This window comes from Zobellella sp. An-6, from assembly GCF_052487945.1.
The window spans coordinates 1,673,531-1,695,743 of the sequence record NZ_CP199259.1; the positions used below are offsets into that span (position 1 = coordinate 1,673,531).

The window sequence follows — 22,213 nt, forward strand, 5'->3', positions numbered from 1 at the left end:
TGTGTACAAGAGTCAAGCCGAGTCGGCTTTTAAAGGCGGATTCTACATGGATGGGCAGAAGATAACTGCCCATTTCTGCGATTTTTTGTCCGTAAGGGGAGGCAAGCGGGGTCAGATGGAGAGGAGCTGGCCAGGTGATAGCCAAATGGGACGTAAATGTCAGGCCCGGATCCAAGCTCCGTCACCGCGCCATTAGCGCGAACACCCCCCATCCCAGGTATTCGCGCGTGTAAGTGACGTAGCGCCCGGGCTCCGAGGTTAATTGGGCACGAACCTCTTGGGCCAGCTCGTCGTCGGGGTTGGCTTCAAGCCATAGGCGCATGGTGAGCCACTTGGCCGCCTCGTATCTGTCCCAGCCGTCCTGATCCGCCTGAACCATTTCAACGACGTCGTAGCCGAGGTGGCCGAAAGACGCGATAAGCTCCGGGAGCGTGAGAAAATCGGAGATGGAGTGGGCAAGACACCCCCTGGCGACCTCTTCCGTCGGCGGCAACTGCCGCCAGTAGGGCTCGCCGATGAGGATGATCCCGTTGGCACCGAGACTCTTCGCCAAAAGCCCGATGGTGCCGGCAACGCCACCACCGATCCAGCTGGCACCGACACAGGCCGCCACACCGGCTTTTTCGTCGGCGACATAGCCGGCGGCATCGCCATGGATAAACTCGACCCGATCGGCGACGCCGAGTTCTTCGGCACGGAGTTTTGCCTGCTCGCTGAACAACTGGCTCATGTCGATGCCGGTGCCGATGATGCCGTGATCCCGTGCCCAGGTGCACAGCATCTCCCCCGAACCACTGCCGAGGTCGAGCACCCGGGTTCCGGGTTTCAGGCGCAGCGCCGCGCCTAGGGTGGCGAGCTTTTCGGGGGTGATCGGGTTGTGGATGCGGTGGGCACTTTCAGTAATGTTGAATATCCGGGGGATGTCCATGGTGGGAAATCTCCTTGGTTATTGCGGGCACTTCATCACGAAGAAGGCGTAGCCATAGTAGTTCGAGTATTGGCGGTAAAGCGCTATCTCCTGTTGTGCTTCTTCTATCACCGCCTGACCCTGGGGGTCGCCCTTCCATAGCTTTATCTTCTCGGCCAGGATCAGCTCCATTGGCTCGTAGTAGTCCCGCATCCATGTATCTGCGGGAAGCACAAAGTGGCCCTCCGGCTCGTATCCCAGCCGGCGGATCACGGCGAGCTTGCTCTCGATGGTGTCTATCTCGGAATACTGCTTCCAGAATTCAACCACCGGCACCGGCGGGTCGGGCTTTAACCAAACGGCCTCGCTGGCGGCAACATGGCCACCCGGGCGGAGGAACTTCTTGATTTTTTGGAGGCCACGCTCGAAGCCAAGATGATAGATGGCGCCTTCTGACCAGATGATATCGAAACTGGCGGCGAGGAAGTCCATTTGAGTCATGTCTTGCTCAAGGACGGTCAGCCGGTCTGAGACCCCCGCATTCGCGGCGTTGGACTGTGTTCGCTCGAGCATCAGCGGGAGAAAGTCGAGCGCCAGCACTTCTCCACCGGACATCTTGAGAAGATCAACCGTCTGCACACCCGGCCCGCATCCGATGTCGAGAATGCGTGGGCACGGCGGCACCGCTGACATCAACCCATAGGCGCGCCGGGTTGACTCGGACGAACCAGGGCCAGCCCGAGGCACCCTGCCAAAGACTTCAAGAAAGTATTCCATTCCTTCCATTTTCAGTGGGCTCCGTCAAAGCGGTTGATCGTTTGGTCGCACCTGCAGCGAATTGTTATGTTGCAACACACCAAGCACAGACAACGATTTCGCCATTTGGAGAATATAGCACTGTTTCCGATCTGCGCTCTCGGTCCCAAAATGTGAGTCGGGATAGCCACCCACCCCAGGGCAAGATTACGAAACCCCCAGTCCTGCCAAGACGTGTGACAGGTAGGCGCTGTTTCGGCTGGCCCGCTTTTGCTTGCGTTTCATCCCGGCCTTGAAGCTGGTATCTCCCTTCAACGCATTGAAGGCGATATGCCGGATGGTGGCCATATTCTCGCCGGCCTGCTCACGGCGGATGCGGCAGTCGTCTTCACGCATGCCCACATCCAGTTGCCAGTGCAGTTGGGATTCTATCGACCAGTGGGAGCGGCTCGCTTCCAGCAGCTCCTTGGCCGACAACTTGGCCGAGCTGATGTAGTAGCGCACCTTGATGTCCTTGGCCGGTTCGCCGCCCACTTCCCGGACTGCCGCCACTATCCCCAGCGTTTTCAGCTCCGGCCATTCAAACACCAGGTCGCTCAGGATGGACAAGTCGTCCACCGCCAGGCTCAGCCGGGTTTCCTTGCGGCCATGGCCACTTTCCTGCGTACTGTAGCTGTCACTCTCGGGATGTTGAAACATCTCCATGCGGAAGTAGTTGTTAAAGGCTTCCTCTAATCTGGGCTGGTTGCCTTTCACCGCCAGCAGGTAGTCCGCCCCCTTGTTGAGCACCTTCTGGGCGATGGCCCGCTGGCAGCCCATAGCGTCGATGGTCACCAGGCAGCCACGAATGCTCAGCAACTCCAGTAGTTCCGGAATGGCGGTGATCTCATTGGATTTGGCATCGGTTTTAACCTGGCCCAGCACCACCTGATTGGCGGCGCTGAACGCCGACACCATGTGGATGGCGCCTTGCCGGCGGCCCTTGTCGTAGCTGCGCCGCAGGGTTTTACCGTCGATGGCAATCACTTCGCCTGCGGTGGCCACATGGCAGTCTTTCATCCAGGCGGCAAAGCTCTTTTGCAACTGCGTGGCCGAGAGCATGCCCATCACCCGGGCGATGGTATCGTGCACCGGCACCCCGTTCTCGAAGTCGCCATACTGGCGCAGCCAGTCGAGGTGATCGACACCGAAATCTTCGATTTCCTCCCATCCTTCGGCGCCGCCAATCACGGCCACGATAGTGAGGAAAAGGATGTCCGAGAGCTTGTGCTCCACCTTCCATTGCTGGCGCGGGTCACTGATGATGGAGAGGTGTTGCAAGAGGCCGAGTCCGTTCATGGCGATCATCTGTCGTTGAAAAGACAGCATATGATCACAGCTGGCATTGATCGTCAAAGCGATCCTTCAATATCGAGATTTCTCTTCAAAAAGTGTGCTCTCCGCTGTACAACATGGCTGTCAGTGTTTAAATTTTTAACACCCCGAAAGCCTTGTCCCATAAGGCTTTTTCATGATCTTGCCCTGCCACCCACCCCATTCACTTAGTATTAACCCGGCGGCAAAATACATCGACTATGCCGCATAAGCGATGTGCTCCGATCGGAAGTAACTTTTCACCCGCTCCGACCTGCGCTGCAACTTCCGCATAGAGGAGCGGGTTCGCTTCTTGAGCTCTTCCACACTGCGAATCGCCGGCCCACTGTGCACCATGCCTTTCAGGTCACCATTGAGATACTCATCCGGATTCAGTTCCGGTGAGTAGGCGGGCAGGAAAAAGACCTCCAGAAAACGCTTTACCGTCCCTTTTTCCAGCCAGCGTTTGACCTTTTTGGCATGATGAACCCGCAGGTTATCCAGGATCAGAAATACTTTTCCCGGGGTGGAGGCAATCAGCCCGCGCATGAACTTGATCAACACGTCTGCCGTCATGGTGGATTCATACAGCATGAAGCGGACCGTACCTTGGTTGGTGATGGCCGACACCATGTTCAGGGAAACCCGCTTGGCCGGCAGGGCTTGTACCGGCGTCTTGCCAACCGGGGCATAGCTGCGCCCATGTTGGACCGTGTTCTTGATGCCGGTTTCGTCGCCCCAGAAGATCTGGGCCTTTTCAGCCTTGGCACGGGCCTTGATACGTGGATACTCCTCGTTCAGCCAGGCTTCGACACGAGCCGGGCTCTGCTCCCATGCCTTTTTCAAGGGCTTCTGGGGTGTAAATCCCCAGCGCTTGAGGTAGTCCCCCATGGTGCGAACCGGAATGTGGATGCCCCAAAATTGCTTGATCAGTTCAGCAATGGAGCGCCGGGTCCACAGGGCAAACCCCAGCTTGTACTGATCGGGCATATGGTCGCGGATAGCCTCGATCACCTTCTGCTGTTGCACGGCGTTCAGGCGGCCGGGCTTGTTTTTTGGACCCCGTTTCTGGACGGCGAGAGCCGCTTTGCCGCCGGCCTCGTAGCGCTTGAACCAACGGCCCACGGTATCAGGGCAAGATTACGAAACCCCCAGTCCTGCCAAGACGTGTGACAGGTAGGCGCTGTTTCGGCTGGCCCGCTTTTGCTTGCGTTTCATCCCGGCCTTGAAGCTGGTATCTCCCTTCAACGCATTGAAGGCGATATGCCGGATGGTGGCCATATTCTCGCCGGCCTGTTCACGGCGGATGCGGCAGTCGTCTTCCCGCATGCCCACGTCAAGCTGCCAGTGCAGCTGGGATTCTATCGACCAGTGGGAACGGGTCGCTTCCAGCAGCTCCTTGGCCGACAACTTGGCTGAGCTGATGTAGTAGCGCACCTTGATGTCCTTGGCCGGTTGGCCGCCCACTTCCCGTATGGCCGCCACTATCCCTAAGGTCTTCAGCCCCGGCCATTCAAACACCAAGTCGCCCAGGATGGACAGATCATCCACCGCCAGGCTCAGCCGGGTTTCCTTGCGGCCATGGCCACTTTCCTGCGTGCTGTAGCTGTCACTGTCGGGACGCTGAAACATCTCCATCCGGAAGTAGTTATTGAAGGCTTCCTCCAGCTTGGGCTGGTTGCCTTTCACCGCCAGCAGGTAGTCCGCCCCCTTGCTGATCACCTTCTGGGCGATGGCCCGCTGGCAGCCCATGGCGTCGATGGTTACCAGGCAACCACGAATGCTCAGTAACTCCAACAGCTCCGGAATGGCGGTGATCTCATTGGATTTGGCATCGATTTTGACCTGGCCTAGCACCACCTGATTGGCGGCGCTGAACGCCGATACCATGTGGATGGCGCCTTGCCGGCGGCCCTTGTCGTAGCTGCGCCGCAGGGTTTTGCCGTCGATGGCAATCACTTCGCCTGCGGTGGCCACGTGGCACTCTTTCATCCAGGCGGCAAAGCTCTTTTGCAACTGCGTGGCCGAGAGCATGCCCATCACCCGGGCGATGGTATCGTGCACCGGCACCCCGTTCTCGAAGTCGCCATACTGGCGCAGCCAGTCGAGATGATCGATGCCGAAATCCTCGACTTCTTCCCACCCTTCGGCGCCGCCGATCACGGCCACGATGGTGAGAAAGAGGATGTCCGAGAGCTTGTGCTCCACCTTCCATTGCTGGCGTGGGTCACTGATGATGGAGAGGTGCTGCAAGAGGCCGAGTCCGTTCATGGCGATCATCTGTCGTTAAAAAGACAGCATAGGATCACAGCTGATGTTAATCGTCAAAGCGATCCTTTCCCATCGAGATATTTCTTCAAAAAGTGTGCGCTCCGCTGTACAAGGTGGCTGTTAGTGTTTAAATTTAAAACCCGCCGAGAGCCTTGTCCCATAAGGCTTTTTCATGATCTTACCCTGTCCAGATGTGCGATTTGACGGTATGACTCGAGGTAGGAGCCGGATGCGTTAGCAGCGCACGTCCGGATCTGTGCGGGGGGTGGCGGGTGACCGCCATTCCTACCGCGACCAAGTACAGAGCATTAATCTCAATTTTAATTATCTCTTAGTCTTTGGATCTTCCTGGTGTCGATTAAAGCAAGTTAAATTGATTTTAGTGTAATTCGATACTTGGAGGTTAAAAGGTAAGGCTTGACCCCTAGTTTTGTGGTGGTAAGATTAGCGTGAACTTAGTCCTTTGGATGTTGAAGTGGTCTTTGTGATAGCTTAGTTTACATTTATACAAGTTTCACTAATTTCTCTGTATCCATAAAGCTATTGTTTAGAATAACTATTTTCATGTTGATTGTTAACGAGAAGGTATAGAGATGAAAAAAGTTTTAAGTGCAGCATTGGTTTTATCAATATGCTTCAGTGTTAAAGCTGAAAATGAAATGCCTCCTCCTTTTACTAAAGCGCTTTTTTATAAAATAGTTGAAGGAGTACCTCAGGTAGATGCATTTGATACTGAGGTGTCAGCAGTAGAGAAAAATAATAAGTATCTACAAGAGTTTGGGCAAGAATATACTCTTAATATCACCCTGACGGCTTATCATCCATTGGTTGGTTATATTTTATCTGGTCAACAATATAGAAGAGTAGAATATGATAAAGAAAATGTGATGATGCAGAATAATTTTGGTGCTAAATTTGAAGTTGAAGTTTCGACATATGAATTCGATTATGTCTCATTTGATGCGTTGTACCTACAGCCACCCGCAGATAAAGCTAGGCAGATTTTTGAAAAGGAAGCAATAATAACAACCAAAAAAATACTACCTCCTACTTCGAAAGGCGGACTGATATGTGGTAAGAATGAACCAACGGGATCTCCAACGATAGATACGCCGAAGATTTCAAGAATTAGTGGGTGTGAACTTGTAATGGTTGTGGATCAGATATTGATTGATGGTAATGACTATAGTGAATATATTGTAAGAGCAGGAGAGCTGTCTTTTATATATTAGTATATTGATGTAATGGTAAAGGTTAATGAATGATTAAGCCTTCCTCATTGCTTGTGACTTATAAGATATAAGTCTACATGGGTAAGGTGATAATGGTACTAAAATAAGCTACAAATAGATGATAGTAGTTTCTGGCAGTAGGCATAGCAGATTCAGTTAAGTGTCTCTCATACACCATCGAGTACGGACAGAAAACCGCGCTTGCCGTCATCGCTTTCGAATATAGATTCACGTCGATTACCCCGTGAGGTTAGATGGTACAGAGCACCTGCAAATTCCAGTCGTAACGGTCTGGCCATTCTGGGCTCCTTTCCAGGCATTGATTAACGCGAATTGGATGTATTCGAGTATAAGCCGAGATACGGGGCAAAAGGCAAGACCCCGTAACCCCGTAACCCCGTAACCCCGTAACTTCATGTTCAATGTCGATAGTATGTGGTTAAACTGTTATTTTTCTTTGCAGTATTCCTTTTTAAAATCACTTCCTTCGGTTAATCCCATTACATATGAGTTTGACATCGGGGTGGATAAAAACTTCAGAACGGCACCATTTCCATAGAATGTCATCTTTGTTGTACGGCCATCACTTTCTCCATCTTGATATGAGAACCTTTTTCCATCCAATATGGCTGAGTTAGGTGATAGTGTTACTATCAATTCATGATTTCCACATTGGTAATTGAATTGTTGAGCAGTTGTTAGTGGCGAAAATAAAACGCACCCTAATAGCACAAATTTATTCTTATTCATGTTCACTCCTTTTTTATAGGCAGCTTTTATTATAACTTTGATGCTTACAACATCTTTCGCATTCTTATTATATCTATTTGCATATAATATCTTGGACTCTGAAATCCCAAACCCATAGCCTTGGATATTCTGCAGAATGGTAGACTTGATACTGAGTTTTACCATTTAACTCTCTGACTCCAAACACTTTTGTTTTTTCTCCTGCTTTAGAACTGTCGTCACTCCAAGTTGTAATGCACTTTTTTCCTTCAGATAGGAATCTTTGAACCTCATAGCCTACTGATGTTATTGCTGCGTTTGTATTAGAGGTTAGTGTTAATCCTATAAATAAATAAAAGAATATTAAAAATCTCATTTTTCACCCTCTTGTTTTAAATGAATTCTCGGTTTAATTTTCTATGCTATTTCTGTTTGACTTTAGTAAGCGTGCAATCAATCCTGTCATCCCAACTTTCAATGCCATAACTGCAACAAGAATGATTAAATTGGTATTTGCATCCCATCGGCTGACTATACTTTCTTACCTTTTTCTATATCGTTTACATTTAGTCATATATTCTGTTCTATTCCATATTACCATAAACCACTCTCTTAATATTTAGTGACTTTAAAAGTAAAGGCAGATAATGAATGTACTCGAAAAAATATAATACGACATTTTCCAGGCTATGTTGAGTGTTTTTATTATGTTGCATATACCAGTACCTTTTTTCAGTAATTTAATATCTCTAAAAGCTCGCTTGCACGTGATTCAATCTCTTCACGATCAGCGTCTGATAGGGTGTGAAGGTAGCCATTTTTCAACACTCGTGCTGGTTTAGATCCACGTTTTGCTTTCTTATCACTATGGAACATTGTTTTGACTTTAGATTCACAGTAGGAGATACCTAAGTGTTTAAAAGATGCTTCGAGTTGAGTGTAACTCCACCTGAAAGGAATATCCGACAAGTTCTTATGGTAGGTAATTAGCTTCTTCGCCAAAACTTCACACACAAGCCAGAGATCCAAAAAATCTCCAAGGACCCCTTGAGCCTTAAATCCAGGAGAGCAATTAGCTATATCAGCTAGTGCTTTTAACTGCTGTTTGGTAAGGGACACGGTTTTTAACACAATACGTCCTCCTTGACAGTATAATGTACGCAACACAGGTCGAAAAGCTATGCAGCGTTTGTGGCTGCGATTGTTATGTGTTTTTACTCTCGAGTTGAATTCTTACCGGTGAACCACATTTCCTTGCTAGGATTCCTTTGGCTGCCAACGGCTTATTAATGTAAGTGTCAAAAGCCATTCCAATATTTTGAACTCTTACCCCCGTCTCGCTTTCAAGGTGTTTTAAAGAAATTTCTGCTGGTAATGTACGAGTGCCATCTTCAAGTTCTTTCAATATCACTCGAACAATTTTTGCTCCATCATCACTTAGCATCTACAAACTCTCCAATGATCATAAATCCAAGCTAATCAGCATGGATTTTTGCGCTCTTGCTTGAATGCCTTATTAAACGTCGCCCCTCAATGTGGGTGACTAATAACATTAAAAACCTAAACAATGACTTGAACTTGAGAGAATGATTTTTGCTGTTTGGCGTACTTGTGATTTTTAGTAAAGAGCCTGTTTTTGAATAAGCATTTTTAACTAAATATTCTGTATCTTTACCAATGTACTTTTTGAATTCGTCAAAGTCACCGATAGTTCTTGCTGTTACTTTTTCTTTTGAAATTGAATTTATAGAAAATCCACTTTCTATTGATTTGTCAAAAGCTTTTCTCTCAAGCCCCTTTGCTATATCGATATCACTAAGTTCATTTTGTAGAGCATCTGCAAGGAAGGTTAAATTACTTTGAATCTCAAATATCAAAGCCTGCCTGTTCGCATTTTTTGATTGCCACCTAGCTCGCTCCTTATCAAAGATATCGTATAGTTCTTTCCAAATGCTCATTGGTATTCCTTAGGCACCTGCGGTTTAATGCTGCACATATATGCTATTGCTTCAATCCGGCATGTATTATGGTAATTTTATCGTTATTTGTGAGTTGACAATATTTCAAGAAAAACATCATTTTGTAAACCACGAATGTATATTTTTATTCTGCTTGTGGTGTTTTAACGAACATTTTCAGTTGGGCACTAAATATACTCCGTATCCATGGACTTCTGGATGGCTGAATCAAGTGGCGGTCATATTCCGCGGCCACGCTACCGCCCGGACGTTTCAGGTCGCCAATCCCTGCCACCACTGTGTTCAAACGTATCTATTCTGGCCGCTGGGATGGGGCAGGGCAATTGCAAAAAGCAGGAAGTGGGGGGCAAAACGCCTGAGTGGTGGTTTTATAAGCGGTTTTGGGGGCGGTGGGGTGTGGTATTTGAGCGAAGGTCAGGGGTGGGTGTTGTCTGGCCGGCGGCTAACGCGCCGGGCTAGATGAAACCCTCTCCCTGGGCAGGAGGGAGAGGACTATGTTACCAGCCGTTTTCGGCCAGCTCCCGGGGGTAGCCGCGCTGGCGGGCCAGGTGCACTGCGGTGGCTTCCACTTTTGCCGGATCCTGGTCGGCGGTGATGGCCAGGGTGGGGGAGAGCGCCGGGGGCCGGTTTGCCGCCGGCTGGCCCAGCCAGCCCAGCTCCGCCAGCTTGCCGACGATGCGGTCGGCGGCGGTCAGCGCCGAGGAGGCTTTTACAATTTCTACCCGGGCGTAGTGGCTGCCCTCGAAGGACACGTCCGCCGCCCGCAGTTTGGGGTCGCTGCCCGGGATCTGCTGGGCGCCAAACAGCGGCTGACCGGCGGGCTCGGCCCCGGCAAAGGCGGGCAGCAGCCGGGCCAGGTGGGCGATGGCGCCGCGGGTGCGGGCGTCCACGTCCTCGGCCTGCCAGCCCTGGTCTATTTGCCGGCGATAGTGCTCGGGCAGGCGGGGCTGGGCGCTGTCGGCGCCGCTGGCCACCAGGCCGTCCTTGAACAGGGTGATGGCGTCGGTCATGCCGTGCAGCTGGAACAGGCCGCCGGGGTAGGGGGTCAGCTGGGCCATGCCGTCCGGGGTGCCGCGCTCGCCGTGGAAGATCACCTCGGGCCACTGGCCCGGCACCGGCCAGCGGGCCAGGTAGGCGGCCTTGTACTCCACCAGCCGCTGGCGGCGGTAGCCGGCCATGTCGTCCACCAGGCCGGTGCGAAAGCCGCAGGCGTTGACCAAAAAGTCCACCTCGTCCAGCCGTTCGCCGGCCGGCCCCCGGCTGTTAATGCGCCAGCCGCCCTCGACGGGGGCCAGCCCGGTGGCTTTGGTGTTCAGCCGCAGCTCGCAGTGGGGCGAGGCGGTCAGCGCCAGGGTGGCGGTGGCGGCCATGCGGAACAGGCTCCAACCGTATTCCTGCACCAGCACCAGGGGGAACTTGAGCCGGTCCGGATCCAGCCGCTGGGCCAGGGGCACCAGCCAGTCGTCCGGGCGTTGGGCCCGCTCGGGCAGGGGGCTGCGGGCCAGGGCTTCGAATTGTTCCCGGTCGTAGCAGCGGTAGTAGTCTTCGGGCTCGCCCAGCACCCGGTTGGCCGGGTCTTGTGCCACCAGCCGGCGGTATTCCTCCGCCAGCAGGGCCAGGCGCGGCAGCAGGGCGTTCGGGTCGCCCGCGTCGGTCACCGGCACCGCCACCACCGTGGGGCGGCGGTTGATGCAGTGGGGGTAGGCGCGCACCGAGGCGATGGACTGGCGCAGCAGCGCCAGGCACTGGTCGTCACTGATTTCCCGGTAGAGGTTGCCGCCCGCGTGCAGGTGGCAGATGGGCGGGCCCTTTACCAGGCCGTCGCTCGCCTCCAGCAGCAGGCTGTCAATGCCCAGGTCGGCCAGGCGCAGCGCCACCGTGGCGCCGGCCACGCCGCCGCCCAAAATGCCGACCCGCAGGGGGCCGTGGGCGGTGGCGTTACAGCAGGGTGATGTCATGTGGTCTCTGTCGTTTATCGCAGGCCGGCGCCGCCCCTCCCTGGCGGCGCGGGCGGGGTTAAATTTGGTGAGCCTCCAGCTCCTTCAGCATGTCGCCCACCAGGGCCAGCCGGGCCTTGGCGTCCTGGCTGGGAATGGCAAAGCGCAGCCGGGTCGGGCCTTCCATCTTGTAGATGCGCGGCTGGCTTTGCAGCAGGCTGACCAGGTAGCCGGGGTCGACTTTCGCCTCCTGGCCAAAGGAGAGGGTGCCGCCCTGGGGGCCGGCGTCGATTTTTTCTATGCCGAGCCGGCTGGCCCTGAGCTTGAGCCCGGCCAGGGCCACCAGGTTCTTGCCCGGCTCCGGCAGCAGGCCGAAGCGGTCGATCAGCTCCACCTGCAGCTCGCGCAGGGCGGCGTCGTCCTCGGCGGCGGCGATGCGCTTGTACATGGACAGGCGCATGTTCACGTCCGGAATGTAGTCGTCCGGCAGCAGGGCGGGCAGGCGCAGCTCTATTTCGGTTTGCGATCGCAGCAGCTGATCCAGGGCCGGCTCCTTGCCGGACTGCAGCGCCTTCACCGCCTGCTCCAGCATCTCCATATAAAGGCTGAAGCCGATGGCGGTGATCTGGCCGCTCTGCTCCTCGCCCAGCAGCTCGCCGGCGCCGCGGATCTCCAGGTCGTGGGTGGCCAGGGCAAAGCCCGCGCCCAAATCCTCCAGCGCGGCAATGGCCTCCAGCCGCTTCTTGGCGTCGGTGGTCATCCGCTTGGGGTGGGGGGTGAGCAAATAGGCGTAGGCCTGGTGGTGGGAGCGGCCCACCCGGCCGCGCAGCTGGTGCAACTGGGCCAGGCCCAGCTTGTCGGCCCGGTCCATGATGATGGTGTTGGCGCTCGGCACGTCGATGCCGGTTTCGATGATGGTGGAGCACAGCAGCAGGTTAAAGCGCTGGTGATAAAAGTCGGACATCACCCGCTCCAGCTCGCGCTCGCGCATCTGGCCGTGGGCGATGCCGATGCGCGCCTCGGGCACCAGGGCGCGCAGGGCGTCGGCGCTGTTCTCTATGGTCTGCACCTCGTTGTGCAGGTAGTACACCTGGCCGCCGCGCTTGAGCTCCCGCAGCACGGCCTCGCGCACCAGGGCCGGGTCGTGCTCGCGCACGAAGGTCTTCACCGCCAGCCGCTTGGCGGGCGGGGTGGCGATGATGGACAAATCGCGCATGCCGCCCATGGCCATGTTGAGGGTGCGGGGAATGGGGGTGGCGGTCAGGGTGAGGATGTCCACGTCGGCGCGCAGCGCCTTGATCTGATCCTTCTGCCGCACCCCGAAGCGGTGCTCCTCGTCCACGATCAGCAGGCCCAGATCCTTGAACTTCACCTCCTGGCTCAGCAGCTTGTGGGTGCCGATCACAATGTCGATGCTGCCGTCGGCCAGGCCGGCCAGCGCCTTGTCCTGCTCCTTGCCGCTCTTGAAGCGGCTGATCATCTCCACCCGCACCGGCCAGTTGGCGAAGCGGTCGCGGAAGTTGTCGTAGTGCTGCTGGGCCAGCAGGGTGGTGGGCACCAGCACCGCCACCTGCTTGCCGCCGTGCACCGCCACAAAGGCGGCGCGCATGGCCACCTCGGTCTTGCCAAAGCCCACGTCGCCGCACACCAGCCGGTCCATCGCCTTGGGCTGGGTCATGTCGGTCAGCACGGCGTTGATGGCCCTGAGCTGGTCGTCGGTTTCCTCGAAGGGGAAGGCGTCGCAGAACTGGCGGTAGGCGCTCTTGTCGTGGGTCACGGCCTGGCCCGGCTTGGCGGCCCGGCGGGCGTACACGTCCAGCAGCTCGGCGGCCACGTCGCGCACCTTTTCCGCGGCCTTGCGCTTGGCCTTGGCCCAGGCGTCGTTGCCCAGCTTGTTGAGGCTGGGGTCGTCGGCGCCGCTGTAGCGGCCCACCAGGTGCAGGGCGGTCACCGGTACATACAGCTTGTCGCCGCCGGCGTATTCCAGGGTGAGGTATTCGGACTTGAGCCCGCCCGCCTCCAGGGTCTGCAGCCCCGTGTAGCGGCCCACGCCGTGGTCCAGGTGCACCACCGGCTGGCCGATGGACAGCTCCGCCAGGTTGCGGATAAGGGTGTCCGGGCTCAGGGCCGTGGACTTTTCCCGCCGCCGGCGCTGGATCACCCGGCCGCCGAGCAGGTCGCCCTCGCACACCAGGGCGAAGTCATCATTCAGCACAAAACCCTGGGACAGGGGGCTCACCAGCAGGCCGAGGCGCTCGTCGCCGGCCGCAAAGCGGCCCAGGCTGTCCACCGGCCAGGGCTTGAGCGGGCTGCCCGCCAGCAACTCCAGCAGGGCCTCGCGCCGGCCGGCGCTCTCCACCGAGAACAGCACCCGGCCGGGGAATTGTTCGCAAAAGGCCAGCAGCCGGGCCAGGGGCTCGGTTTTCTGGTGCTCTACCTCAAGCTCCGGCAGGGGCGCCACCGGGGCGTTGATCCGGTCGCCCTTTTCCAGCACCGGGGTCTGGCTCAGTTGCAGCCGGGGCCAGTGGTTGAGCCGGCCCAGCAGCTCGTCGGGCCTGAGGTAGAGCTCGTCGGGGGCGAGCAGCGGGCGCAGCGGGTCGTGGCGGCGGTCTTCGTAGCGCCCCGCCACCTCCTGCCAGAAGGTCTCGGCGGCCTCGAGCAGCTCGCCCAGGCCCAGCACCAGCAAGGGGTCGGGCAGGGAGTCGAACAGGGTCTGGGTCTGCTCGAAGAACAGCGGAAAGTAATATTCGATGCCGGGCGGAAACTGGCCCTGGCTCACCCTGTGGTAGAGCGCCTCGGGCTCGTTGCGCAGGGCAAAGCGCTCCCGGTACTGGCCGCGAAAGCGCTCGATGGCGGCGGCGTCGGTGGGGAATTCCCGCGCCGGCAGCAGCCGGACATGGTCCACCTTGTCCTTGGAGCGCTGGGTGTCGGGGTCGAAGGGGCGCAGGCTGTCGATGTCGTCGTCGAAAAAGTCGATGCGGTAGGGCTCTGCCGCCCCCATGGGAAAGAGATCCAGCAGGGCGCCGCGGGCGGCGAATTCGCCATGCTCCAGCACCTGGTCCACCGCCCGGTAGCCGGCCTGCTCCAGCCGCCGGCGCAGGGCGTGCAGGTCGAGCCGGTCGCCGGTTTTCAGCAGCAGGCTGTTCTGCTCCAGCCAGGCCCGGGGCGGGGTGCGCAGCATCAGGGTGGTCACCGGCACGATCAGCAGGCCCCGGGTCAGGGCCGGCAGGCCGTACAGGGTTTCCAGCCGCTGGGAGAGGATGTCCTGGTGCGGCGAAAAACTGTCGTAGGGCAGGGTTTCCCAGTCCGGGAACAGGTGCACCGGCAGGGCCGGGTCGTCGGCCAGCAGGTGGCTCACTTCCTGCTCCAGGCGCAGGGCGGTGGGGGTGTCGGGCACCACCAGCAGCACCGGTTGGGCCTGCTGGCGCACCTGCCCGGCGATGGCGAGCGACAGGCTGCTGCCGATAAGCCCGCCCAGGCTGGCCCTGGGGCGGGGAGTGGGGCTGGGGATCTGTATCATGAGGCGGAGTGGTCGTCTTGTTGGGCGCGGCGCTCGGCGCGGGCCTTGAGTTGTTTGGCCTGCAGTTGCAGGCTGGCGCGGATCAGGGCGTCCCTGTCCTGCTCGCGGATGGCGATAAAGTCGCAGCGGTAGTGGCCGGGCTCGGCCTCGGCGCAGAGGACGCCGTAGGCGTATACCGCCACCGACTGCTCCGGTAAAAACAGTTTGACCCTTACCCGGGCCCCGTCGGCCAGGGGCTGACGCGAGGCGAAGCGAAAGCCGCCGCCGCCCAGGGTCTGGGTCTGGTAGCGCTGGTCCGGGCTGTCCTGGCCGGCCAGCACATAGCTCAGCACCAGGTCGATTTTGCGTGACTGCTGGTTGATCACCTCCACCAGTTCGGCGGCGTGCTCGTCCAGGTTGCGCAGCAGCCGGGCGTTGCTGGTGTCGATGCGGGTGATTTCGCTGACCAGCTTGAAGGGCGCGGGGATCTCAGCCTCCAGGGCTTCTTCGTCGGGCACGCTTTCGCCCTCGGCCAGGGGGATCAGGTTGACCTGGGCCTGGTAGTCGACGCTGAAATAGGGGTCTGCCATGATTCACTGCTCTTGTTGCGCCATTCACGAACCTTTATTATTCCGCAACTCGCGGGTGACGTAAAACCCTTTGAAAAACGGATGATTAGACCATGTTTCAACCCCTGACGCTGATGTTGGGCCTGCGTTATGCCGGCGCCCGGGGGCGGCGCAGCTTCGCCTCCTTCGTTTCCGGCTTCTCCACCATCGGCATTCTGCTGGGGGTGGCCGCCCTGATCCTGGTGTCGGCGGTGATGAACGGTTTCGAGCAGCAGTTAAAAGATCGCCTGCTCGGCGTCATTCCCCATGCCCTGGTCACCGGCGATCAGCGCCGCCTGGCCGAGCCTTCGCAGTACGCCGCCCTGTTCGATAACACCGGTGTAGTGAAAGCCGCGGCCCCCTTTATCAGCGCCGAGGCCATGGTGCAGGGGCCGGGCCACCTCACCGGGGTGGAGCTCTACGGCCTGGATCTCGCCAACGATCAGGACCGCCTGCTGCAGAGCCTGGACGCCCGCACCCGGGAATACTTCCAATACCTGCCCTATGGCCTGGTGATGGGTGCCGGCGTGGCCCGCAGCCTGGGGGTTGAGCCCGGCGACCAGGTGCGGGTCACGGTCACCGAAGGCAGCCGCTTCACCCCCCTCGGCCGGGTGCCGAGCCAGCGCCTCTTTACCCTGGTGGGCACCTTCAGCACCGGCAACGACGTGGACAACCAGGTGGTGCTGACCCGGCTGGAGGACGCCGCCCGCCTGCTGCGCTACCGGGAAGGGGAGGCCTCGGGGCTGCGCCTGTGGCTGAACGATCCCTTCGAACTGGAGCGGCTGCCGGCGCTGCCGGCGGGGCTCAGGCTAGAGAGCTGGCAGCAGAGCCGGGGCGAGCTGTTCCAGGCGGTGGCCATGGAGAAACGGCTGATGAGCCTGATGCTGGCGCTGATCATCCTGGTGGCGGCCTTCAATATCCTCTCCGCCATGGTGATGGTGGTGACCGACAAGGAAGCGGAAATCGCCATGCTGCAGACCCTGGGACTGAACCGGGAGCGGGTGATGGCGGTGTTCATGATCCAGGGCGGTTTCAGCGGTGTGCTGGGCAGCCTGCTCGGCTTTGCGCTGGGGCTGCTGCTCTGCCTCAACCTGGACGGGGTGCTCGACATCCTCGGCATCAACTTCTATTCCGCCGCCGGCGGCAGCCAGCTGCCGGTGCTGCTGCTGCCCGGCCAGCTGATCCTTATCCTGTTTTCCACCCTGTTGTTGTGCGTGCTGGCCAGCCTGTATCCGGCCTGGCGGGCGTCGCGCGTTCATCCTGCCGAGGCACTGCGTTATGAGTAACCCCCTGTTAGTGGTCGAATCCGTGAGCAAAACCCACCAGGACGGGGACCAGCCGGTGCATATCCTGAACGGCGTCAGCCTCAAGCTCGGCGCCGGCGAGAGCCTGGCGGTGGTGGGCAGCTCGGGCTCGGGCAAGAGCACCCTGCTGCACCTGCTCGGCAGCCTGGACGTGCCGAGCGCCGGCCGGGTGCTGGTGGAAGGGGAGGATCTGCACCGGCTGCCGGCCCGGGCCCAGGCCCGCTTTCGCAACCAGAAGCTGGGTTTCGTGTATCAGTTCCACCACCTGCTGGGGGAGTTCAGCGCCCTGGAAAACGCCGCCATGCCGCTGCTGATCGCCGGTCGGCCGGTGGCCGAGGCGAAGGCGCGGGCCGAGGCCCTGCTGAGCAGGGTGGGCCTGGGCCACCGGCTGGAGCACAGGCCCGCGGCCCTGTCCGGCGGCGAGCGTCAGCGGGTGGCCATCGCCCGTGCCCTGGTCAACAATCCCCGGCTGGTGCTGGCGGACGAGCCCACCGGCAACCTGGACGCCCACAGCGCCGCCGAGGTGTTCGCTCTGCTGGCCGAACTGCAGAGCGAGCTGGGCACCGGCCTGGTGGTGGTGACCCACGATCTGGCCCTGGCCGCCCGGCTCGACCGCCAGGCCCGGCTGGTGGACGGCCACCTGGAGGAGCAAGGCTGATGTTCCGTCCCTTAAGTGTCTACCTGGGCTGGCGCTTCAGCCGGGCCAAGCGGCGCAACCGCTTTATCTCCTTTATTTCGGTGGCGTCCATCCTCGGCATCGCCATCGGTGTCGGCGCCCTGATCCTGGGGCTGTCGGCGATGAACGGCTTCCAGCGCGAGCTGGAAAACCGCATCCTGTCGGTGCTGCCCCATGGCCAGCTCTACGCCGCCGAGGAGCCCGTGGCCAACTGGGGCGATATGGTCGGCCGGCTGGAGGCGGCGCCCGGCATACTGGCGGCGGCGCCCTTCGTGCCGCTCGAGGGCCTGCTCAGCAAGGGCGCCAAGCTCAAGGCGGTGCAGCTGCAGGGGGTGCTGCCGGCGCTGGAAGGGCGGATCTCGCGGCTGGAGCCCTACCTCGGCGGCGCCAGCCTGGAGCGGCTGGCGCCGGGCGAGCACGGCCTGATCCTGGGCAAGGCCATCGCCGAGCAGCTGGAGCTGGCGGTGGGCGACAGCGTGTCGCTGCTGCTGCCGGCGCCCGGCGGCCAGGGCTTCGGCTCGCCCCGCCGCCACAGCTTCACCCTGGTGGGCATTCTCAGCCTGGGCGGCCAGCTCGACACCGTGCTCGGCTACACCCACCTGGCGGACGCCCAGGCCCTGCGAGAGCTGGACGACGAGGTGATGGGCTTCCACCTGCGGGTGGACCGGGTGCTGGCCGCCGACCAGCTGACCCTGAACGCGGCCATGCCGCTGCCGGCGCCCTTCTACGTGAGCAGCTGGATGAACAGCCAGGGCAACATCTACCGGGACATCCAGCTGGTGCGCACCCTGATGATAGTGGTGCTGCTGCTGGTGATGGCGGTGGCCAGCTTCAACATCGTCTCCACCCTGGTGATGGCGGTCAACGAGAAGAAGGGCGACATCGCCATCCTCAAGACCATGGGCGCCGGCCCCTGGCAGATCCGCGGCGCCTTCGTGGTGCAGGGCATGCTCAACGGCGTGGTCGGCGTGGTGGTGGGCGGCCTGCTCGGCGGTCTGCTGGCAACCCGGCTGTCGGCGCTGGTGGCCGGTTACGAGCGGCTGACCGGACACCGGCTGCTCAACCCCGAAGTCTACTTTATCGACTTTATCCCCACCGAGTTCCACTGGGCGGATCTCTGGCTGGTCACCGGCTCGGCCCTGGGGCTGATCTTCGTCGCCACCCTCTACCCCGCCTGGCGCGCCGGCCGGCTGCTGCCGCGACAACTGCTGGGAGAAGCGTAAGAGCAGCTGGAAGCGGGAAGCTGGAAGCCTGAAGCCTGAAGCTGGAAGTTAACCGGAGGCGTCCTGTTTGAGGCGGTTGATAAGGCCGGAAAGCATGGCTGCGATATCTCGGGTTTCCTGTATCCAGTGCTGGCCGGTATCGCCGGCCAGATACCCGATATCCACTCCGATATAGGCCTGGGTTCTCAGTTCGGCACAGGAGCCTTTGGCGATCAGCAGGAAGTGGATCTTGTCTCTGGCTGTGCGACGGCTCATGCCCTCGGCTATGTTGCACGGAATGGACAAACCAGCCCGGGTTATCTGGTCCTTGAATCCGCGATCATTAAGGCCATGCAGTGCCTTGTAGATGTCTGCCGACAACCTTGCCGAGCGCTTCCATACATCCAGCTTTTCAAAATCCATGGTTCTGCTTGCCCAAACAGTGACTCCCAGACAAGCATAGCGTTAACTTCCAGCTTCCAGCTTCCAGCTTCCAGCTTCAGGCTTACTCCCGCTACTTCCTATTCACCTTCCGCAGCCACCAGGACAGCTGCACCTTCCAGCGCCAGCCCAGTTGCACCAGCAGCCAGCCGAGCAGGGCCGAGCCCAGGCCCAGCAGCAGGCAGCCGGTGAGCAGGGGCAGGGCGGCGGCGAGGGCTTCCGCTTCCAGCGGCCCCTCGAGGTCGAGCTCGGGGGTGCCCAGCAGCCGGGCGCCCAGGCGGTAGCCCAGGTAGAACATGGGGGCCAGGGTCACCGGGTTGTTGACCCAGACCATGGCGATGGCGAGCGGCAGGTAGCCCTTGAACAGCAGGGCCAGGGCGATGGCCACCAGGGTATGCATGGGCAGGGGCAGCCAGGCGGCGAACAGGCCGGCGGCCACCGCCACGGCGGCGGAATGGCGATTGCAGAACCAGTAGTCGGGCTCGAGCAGGCGTTCGCCGAACAGTCGCAGCATCCGGTGCTGGCGCAGGGTGGCCTGATCCGGCATCTTGCGGCGCAGCCACTGGCGCAGCATCAGCGGCCCCGCCGGCGCAGTTTCCAGCGGCGGGACACGGATCTGCGCCAGAGGGCGTGGATCAGCATGTAGCCGGAGGCCGAACTGACCACTCCCAGCACCAGGCAGCCCAGCAGGAAGGGCGGGGCCGCCGTGGTCATGGCGCTGCCGAGCCAGCTCAGGCTCATCTCGAAGTGCTGGTAGTGATGGGGCTTGTTCAGCAGGAAGGAGCCCAGTCGGTAGGCGAAGTAGAACATCGGCGGCATGGTCAGCGGATTGGTTGTCCACACCAGTACCGCCGACAGCGGCAGGTTGACCCGGAAAAGCATGGCCAGCGCCGCCGCCACCACCATCTGGAATGGGATGGGCAGCCAGGCGCAGAACAGGCCCACCGCGAAGGCGCCCGCCGCCGAGTGGCGATTCAGGTGCCAGAGGTTGTTGTCGTGCAAGCGGTGCCCAAGTTTGCTCAGGTGCTTGTGGTTCTTGATGGTGCCCGGATCGGGCATCAGGCGTTTTAACGTCTTTTTTGGCATCTGCTCCGGGTCCGCAATACTTATCCGATGGATAAGCGGCTGTTCTTTTTCTGTGCCGGCGTCTCGACCGTCCTGCTCTGGCCCTGGTTGCCGGACTGGGACTGGTGGCTACCGCTGGCCCTGCTGGGCGGGTTGTGCTGGCGCATCCGGCCGGCAACGGCTTGTCTCCTGTTCGGGATGATGTGGTCTCTGTGTTACAGCCACTGGCAACTGGGGTGGTTGCAGCACCCCGGCCTGTTCCAGCGCAGCCAGATGATGGCAGGCACGGTGGAGGCGGTACAGCACCGGGACCATGGCGTGAGTCGGCTGATTGTCAGTCTGAAAAGCCTTGATGGTCAAGTATTTTCCCCCCCTCCCCGGGTGCTGCTGTCCTGGTACGGGGAGGGGCCGGCCCCCGGGGAGGGGGCCTTCATCCGCTCGGTCAGCCGGTTGCAGCCGCCACACGGCCTGCATAATCCGGGCGGCTTCGACGGCGCCCGCTGGCTGCTGGGGCAGGGCATCAGCGCCCGGGGATACCTGACCGGCAGCCTGCATCTCCGGCCGGCCCCGCCTTCCCGCCGGATGCAGCTGCTGGAGGCGTTCCGGGATCTCAGCGCGGAGCTGCCGAGCCAGCGCTGGCTGCTGGCCCTGAGCTTCGGTGATCGCAGCCGGCTGCAGGGGCAGGACTGGGACACCCTGCGCGCCCTGGGCGTCAGCCATCTGTTCGCCATCTCCGGGCTGCATATCGGCCTGGTGGCCGGCGTGGGGCTGCTGCTCGGCCGGCTGGGCGGCGGTCGGCTGCCGGGTGCCGTGCTGGCGGCCGGCCTGGCCCTGGGCTACGCCTGGCTGGCCGGCTTTGCGCTGCCGACCCAAAGGGCGTTGCTGATGCTGTTGCTGTGGCTGGCCCTGATCGGCTGGGGCCGCTTCTGGAGCGGGCGGCGCATCCTGCTGGTCACCATGGCGCTGCTGCTGGCCACCATGCCCTGGCTGGCGTTCAACCCGGGGTTCTGGCTGTCGGTGCTGGCGGTGGCGGCCCTGCTGGCCAGCGCCGGCTGGCTGGGCGGGCGTGGCCTGTGGCGGCTGCAACTGGGGCTGACCCTGTTGCTGTTGCCGCTGGTGATGTTGCTGTTCGACGGCATCAGCTGGCTGTCGCTGCCGGCCAACCTGCTGCTGATCCCGTTGTTTTCCCTGCTGTTGATCCCGCTGCTGTTGCTGGCCTGCCTGGCGCTGGTCCCGTTTCCGGGACTGGCGCTGCTGTTGCTGCGCCTGCTGGACGGCCTGTTCGCGCCGCTGATGGCGGGCCTGCACGAGCTGGAGCGGCTGTTTTCGCCCTGGCTGGCGTTGTCGGCGCAGGCCCAGGGCGTCCTGCTGCTGGCCCTGCTGGTGCTGCCGGCGGCGCTCTTGCCCAGGGGACGCTGGCTGGCGGGCCTGGGCTGCTATCTGCTGCTGTTGCAGCTCTGGCCCCGGCCGGCCTGGGAGGTACGGGTGCTGGACGTGGGCCAGGGCCTGTCGGTGCTGGTGACCCAGGGGCGGGAGGCGCTCTTGTACGACACCGGCAACCGTTTCCCCTCCGGCTTCAACATGGCCGATGGCGTCATACTGCCGCTGTTGGCGCATCTGGACATTGACCGCCTCGACTACCTGGTGGTGAGCCACGACGACAGCGATCACAGCGGCAACCGGGACTACCTGGCCTCCGTGCTGCCGGTCACCCACCGCCGTGGCGCCTGGCCGGACGGCCAGCACTGCCGGGCCGGGCAAACCGAGCAATGGGGCCAACTGACCCTGAGGGTGCTGTGGCCGGTAGCGCCGAGCGGCCACAGCAACAACGATTCCTGCGTGCTGCATATCGGCGACGGCCGGCTGTCGCTGCTGCTGACCGGCGATATCGAGGCCCGGGCCGAGCGCGCCCTGCTCGCCACCGGCCAGGCGCTGGGCGCCCAGCTGTTGCTGAGCCCCCACCACGGCAGCCGCAGCTCCTCCAGCGAGGACTTCAACCGGGCGGTGGCGCCGGACTGGGTGGTGCACACCGCCGGCTTCAACAACCGCTGGGGCTTTCCCTCGCCGGAAGTGGTGGCCCGCTTCGACCGCCAGGGGGTGGCGCAGCTCAATACCGGCGAGCACGGCATGGTGCACCTGGCGGCGGACGGCGACCGCTGGCGGCTGCTGAACCCGAGGCGCGCCGGTGCCTGGTATCATCGGCTCAACGCTTGGTTGAACGAGGCTAAGCCGTTAGAATAGCGCCTTGTTTTTC

At 60.1% G+C, this 22,213-nt stretch carries 20 protein-coding genes; 5 read left to right on the forward strand and 15 right to left on the reverse strand.

Annotated features, from left to right (window positions below; genetic code table 11):
* Positions 1 to 181: 181 nt before the first annotated feature.
* The 5 genes from ACT7DK_RS07730 to ACT7DK_RS07750 form a co-directional block, all read right to left on the reverse strand.
* On the reverse strand, positions 182 to 928 hold the full coding sequence (locus ACT7DK_RS07730) for an SAM-dependent methyltransferase (RefSeq protein WP_445397926.1): 747 nt from the start codon (positions 926 to 928) through the stop codon (positions 182 to 184).
* 18 nt (positions 929 to 946) lie between these two features.
* A complete protein-coding gene (locus ACT7DK_RS07735) occupies positions 947 to 1,693 on the reverse strand; it encodes a class I SAM-dependent methyltransferase (protein WP_445397928.1) in 747 nt (248 codons plus the stop codon).
* 177 nt (positions 1,694 to 1,870) lie between these two features.
* On the reverse strand, positions 1,871 to 3,001 hold the full coding sequence (locus ACT7DK_RS07740; protein ID WP_445402298.1) for an ISAs1 family transposase: 1,131 nt from the start codon (positions 2,999 to 3,001) through the stop codon (positions 1,871 to 1,873).
* A 234-nt stretch (positions 3,002 to 3,235) separates the two neighbouring features.
* A complete protein-coding gene (locus ACT7DK_RS07745; protein WP_445397930.1) occupies positions 3,236 to 4,141 on the reverse strand; it encodes an IS630 family transposase in 906 nt (301 codons plus the stop codon).
* A gap of 15 nt (positions 4,142 to 4,156) precedes the next feature.
* Positions 4,157 to 5,287 carry an ISAs1 family transposase gene (locus ACT7DK_RS07750; RefSeq protein WP_445397932.1) on the reverse strand — a complete coding sequence of 377 codons (1,131 nt, stop codon included), beginning with the start codon at positions 5,285 to 5,287 and terminating at the stop codon, positions 4,157 to 4,159.
* Positions 5,288 to 5,880: 593 nt separating this feature from the next.
* Here ACT7DK_RS07750 and ACT7DK_RS07755 point away from each other — a divergent pair.
* Positions 5,881 to 6,519 carry a hypothetical protein gene (locus ACT7DK_RS07755; protein ID WP_445397934.1) on the forward strand — a complete coding sequence of 213 codons (639 nt, stop codon included), beginning with the start codon at positions 5,881 to 5,883 and terminating at the stop codon, positions 6,517 to 6,519.
* Between the two features lie 447 nt (positions 6,520 to 6,966).
* Here the strand turns inward: ACT7DK_RS07755 and ACT7DK_RS07760 are convergent, their stop codons facing one another.
* The 7 genes from ACT7DK_RS07760 to ACT7DK_RS07790 form a co-directional block, all read right to left on the reverse strand.
* Positions 6,967 to 7,434 (reverse strand): hypothetical protein, encoded by a 468-nt coding sequence (locus ACT7DK_RS07760; RefSeq protein ID WP_445397936.1) that lies wholly within the window; start codon positions 7,432 to 7,434, stop codon positions 6,967 to 6,969.
* A 546-nt stretch (positions 7,435 to 7,980) separates the two neighbouring features.
* Positions 7,981 to 8,379 (reverse strand): hypothetical protein, encoded by a 399-nt coding sequence (locus ACT7DK_RS07765; protein WP_445397938.1) that lies wholly within the window; start codon positions 8,377 to 8,379, stop codon positions 7,981 to 7,983.
* Between the two features lie 73 nt (positions 8,380 to 8,452).
* Complete coding sequence (locus ACT7DK_RS07770) at positions 8,453 to 8,692, reverse strand: hypothetical protein (protein WP_445397940.1); 240 nt, start codon at positions 8,690 to 8,692, stop codon at positions 8,453 to 8,455.
* A 31-nt stretch (positions 8,693 to 8,723) separates the two neighbouring features.
* Entirely contained in the window at positions 8,724 to 9,206 is a 483-nt protein-coding gene (locus ACT7DK_RS07775; RefSeq protein WP_445397942.1) for a hypothetical protein, read from the reverse strand.
* A gap of 518 nt (positions 9,207 to 9,724) precedes the next feature.
* The gene (locus ACT7DK_RS07780; RefSeq protein ID WP_445397944.1) at positions 9,725 to 11,185 is read right to left on the reverse strand and encodes an FAD-dependent oxidoreductase; all 1,461 of its coding nucleotides are present in this window, start codon (positions 11,183 to 11,185) and stop codon (positions 9,725 to 9,727) included.
* 58 nt (positions 11,186 to 11,243) lie between these two features.
* The gene (gene mfd, locus ACT7DK_RS07785; protein WP_445397946.1) at positions 11,244 to 14,684 is read right to left on the reverse strand and encodes a transcription-repair coupling factor; all 3,441 of its coding nucleotides are present in this window, start codon (positions 14,682 to 14,684) and stop codon (positions 11,244 to 11,246) included.
* Positions 14,681 to 15,253, reverse strand: a complete 573-nt coding sequence (locus ACT7DK_RS07790; RefSeq protein ID WP_445397948.1) for a PilZ domain-containing protein — start codon at positions 15,251 to 15,253, stop codon at positions 14,681 to 14,683. Before ACT7DK_RS07790 ends, mfd begins: the two co-directional genes overlap by 4 nt.
* A 92-nt stretch (positions 15,254 to 15,345) precedes the next feature.
* Here ACT7DK_RS07790 and ACT7DK_RS07795 point away from each other — a divergent pair, with 92 nt between their 5' ends.
* The 3 genes from ACT7DK_RS07795 to lolE are packed head-to-tail and all read left to right on the forward strand — an operon-like array spanning position 15,346 to position 18,474.
* A complete protein-coding gene (locus ACT7DK_RS07795) occupies positions 15,346 to 16,557 on the forward strand; it encodes a lipoprotein-releasing ABC transporter permease subunit (RefSeq protein WP_445397950.1) in 1,212 nt (403 codons plus the stop codon).
* Entirely contained in the window at positions 16,550 to 17,233 is a 684-nt protein-coding gene (lolD, locus tag ACT7DK_RS07800; RefSeq protein WP_445397952.1) for a lipoprotein-releasing ABC transporter ATP-binding protein LolD, read from the forward strand. Before ACT7DK_RS07795 ends, lolD begins: the two co-directional genes overlap by 8 nt.
* Positions 17,233 to 18,474, forward strand: a complete 1,242-nt coding sequence (lolE, locus tag ACT7DK_RS07805) for a lipoprotein-releasing ABC transporter permease subunit LolE (protein ID WP_445397954.1) — start codon at positions 17,233 to 17,235, stop codon at positions 18,472 to 18,474. Before lolD ends, lolE begins: the two co-directional genes overlap by 1 nt.
* A 48-nt stretch (positions 18,475 to 18,522) precedes the next feature.
* Here the strand turns inward: lolE and ACT7DK_RS07810 are convergent, their stop codons facing one another.
* The 3 genes from ACT7DK_RS07810 to ACT7DK_RS07820 all read right to left on the reverse strand — a co-directional run bounded on the left by ACT7DK_RS07810 (position 18,523) and on the right by ACT7DK_RS07820 (position 19,980).
* Positions 18,523 to 18,876 carry a four helix bundle protein gene (locus ACT7DK_RS07810; RefSeq protein WP_445397956.1) on the reverse strand — a complete coding sequence of 118 codons (354 nt, stop codon included), beginning with the start codon at positions 18,874 to 18,876 and terminating at the stop codon, positions 18,523 to 18,525.
* 91 nt (positions 18,877 to 18,967) lie between these two features.
* Entirely contained in the window at positions 18,968 to 19,468 is a 501-nt protein-coding gene (locus ACT7DK_RS07815) for a DUF2062 domain-containing protein (protein ID WP_445397958.1), read from the reverse strand.
* Complete coding sequence (locus tag ACT7DK_RS07820; protein ID WP_445397960.1) at positions 19,468 to 19,980, reverse strand: DUF2062 domain-containing protein; 513 nt, start codon at positions 19,978 to 19,980, stop codon at positions 19,468 to 19,470. Before ACT7DK_RS07820 ends, ACT7DK_RS07815 begins: the two co-directional genes overlap by 1 nt.
* A 27-nt stretch (positions 19,981 to 20,007) precedes the next feature.
* Here ACT7DK_RS07820 and ACT7DK_RS07825 point away from each other — a divergent pair, with 27 nt between their 5' ends.
* A complete protein-coding gene (locus ACT7DK_RS07825; RefSeq protein WP_445397962.1) occupies positions 20,008 to 22,200 on the forward strand; it encodes a DNA internalization-related competence protein ComEC/Rec2 in 2,193 nt (730 codons plus the stop codon).
* Positions 22,201 to 22,213: the final 13 nt, after the last annotated feature.

Bases quoted from the DNA above. Each gene is read 5' to 3' on its own strand.
- ACT7DK_RS07730 (WP_445397926.1), bottom strand. From the start codon at position 928: ATGGACATCCCCCGGATATTCAACATTACTGAAAGTGCCCACCGCATC.
- ACT7DK_RS07735 (WP_445397928.1), bottom strand. From the start codon at position 1,693: ATGGAAGGAATGGAATACTTTCTTGAAGTCTTTGGCAGGGTGCCTCGG.
- ACT7DK_RS07740 (WP_445402298.1), bottom strand. From the start codon at position 3,001: ATGAACGGACTCGGCCTCTTGCAACACCTCTCCATCATCAGTGACCCG.
- ACT7DK_RS07750 (WP_445397932.1), bottom strand. From the start codon at position 5,287: ATGAACGGACTCGGCCTCTTGCAGCACCTCTCCATCATCAGTGACCCA.
- ACT7DK_RS07755 (WP_445397934.1), top strand. From the start codon at position 5,881: ATGAAAAAAGTTTTAAGTGCAGCATTGGTTTTATCAATATGCTTCAGT.
- ACT7DK_RS07760 (WP_445397936.1), bottom strand. From the start codon at position 7,434: ATGGTAAAACTCAGTATCAAGTCTACCATTCTGCAGAATATCCAAGGC.
- ACT7DK_RS07770 (WP_445397940.1), bottom strand. From the start codon at position 8,692: ATGCTAAGTGATGATGGAGCAAAAATTGTTCGAGTGATATTGAAAGAA.
- ACT7DK_RS07775 (WP_445397942.1), bottom strand. From the start codon at position 9,206: ATGAGCATTTGGAAAGAACTATACGATATCTTTGATAAGGAGCGAGCT.
- ACT7DK_RS07780 (WP_445397944.1), bottom strand. From the start codon at position 11,185: ATGACATCACCCTGCTGTAACGCCACCGCCCACGGCCCCCTGCGGGTC.
- mfd (WP_445397946.1), bottom strand. From the start codon at position 14,684: ATGATACAGATCCCCAGCCCCACTCCCCGCCCCAGGGCCAGCCTGGGC.
- ACT7DK_RS07790 (WP_445397948.1), bottom strand. From the start codon at position 15,253: ATGGCAGACCCCTATTTCAGCGTCGACTACCAGGCCCAGGTCAACCTG.
- ACT7DK_RS07795 (WP_445397950.1), top strand. From the start codon at position 15,346: ATGTTTCAACCCCTGACGCTGATGTTGGGCCTGCGTTATGCCGGCGCC.
- lolD (WP_445397952.1), top strand. From the start codon at position 16,550: ATGAGTAACCCCCTGTTAGTGGTCGAATCCGTGAGCAAAACCCACCAG.
- lolE (WP_445397954.1), top strand. From the start codon at position 17,233: ATGTTCCGTCCCTTAAGTGTCTACCTGGGCTGGCGCTTCAGCCGGGCC.
- ACT7DK_RS07810 (WP_445397956.1), bottom strand. From the start codon at position 18,876: ATGGATTTTGAAAAGCTGGATGTATGGAAGCGCTCGGCAAGGTTGTCG.
- ACT7DK_RS07815 (WP_445397958.1), bottom strand. From the start codon at position 19,468: ATGCTGCGCCAGTGGCTGCGCCGCAAGATGCCGGATCAGGCCACCCTG.
- ACT7DK_RS07820 (WP_445397960.1), bottom strand. From the start codon at position 19,980: ATGCCAAAAAAGACGTTAAAACGCCTGATGCCCGATCCGGGCACCATC.
- ACT7DK_RS07825 (WP_445397962.1), top strand. From the start codon at position 20,008: ATGGATAAGCGGCTGTTCTTTTTCTGTGCCGGCGTCTCGACCGTCCTG.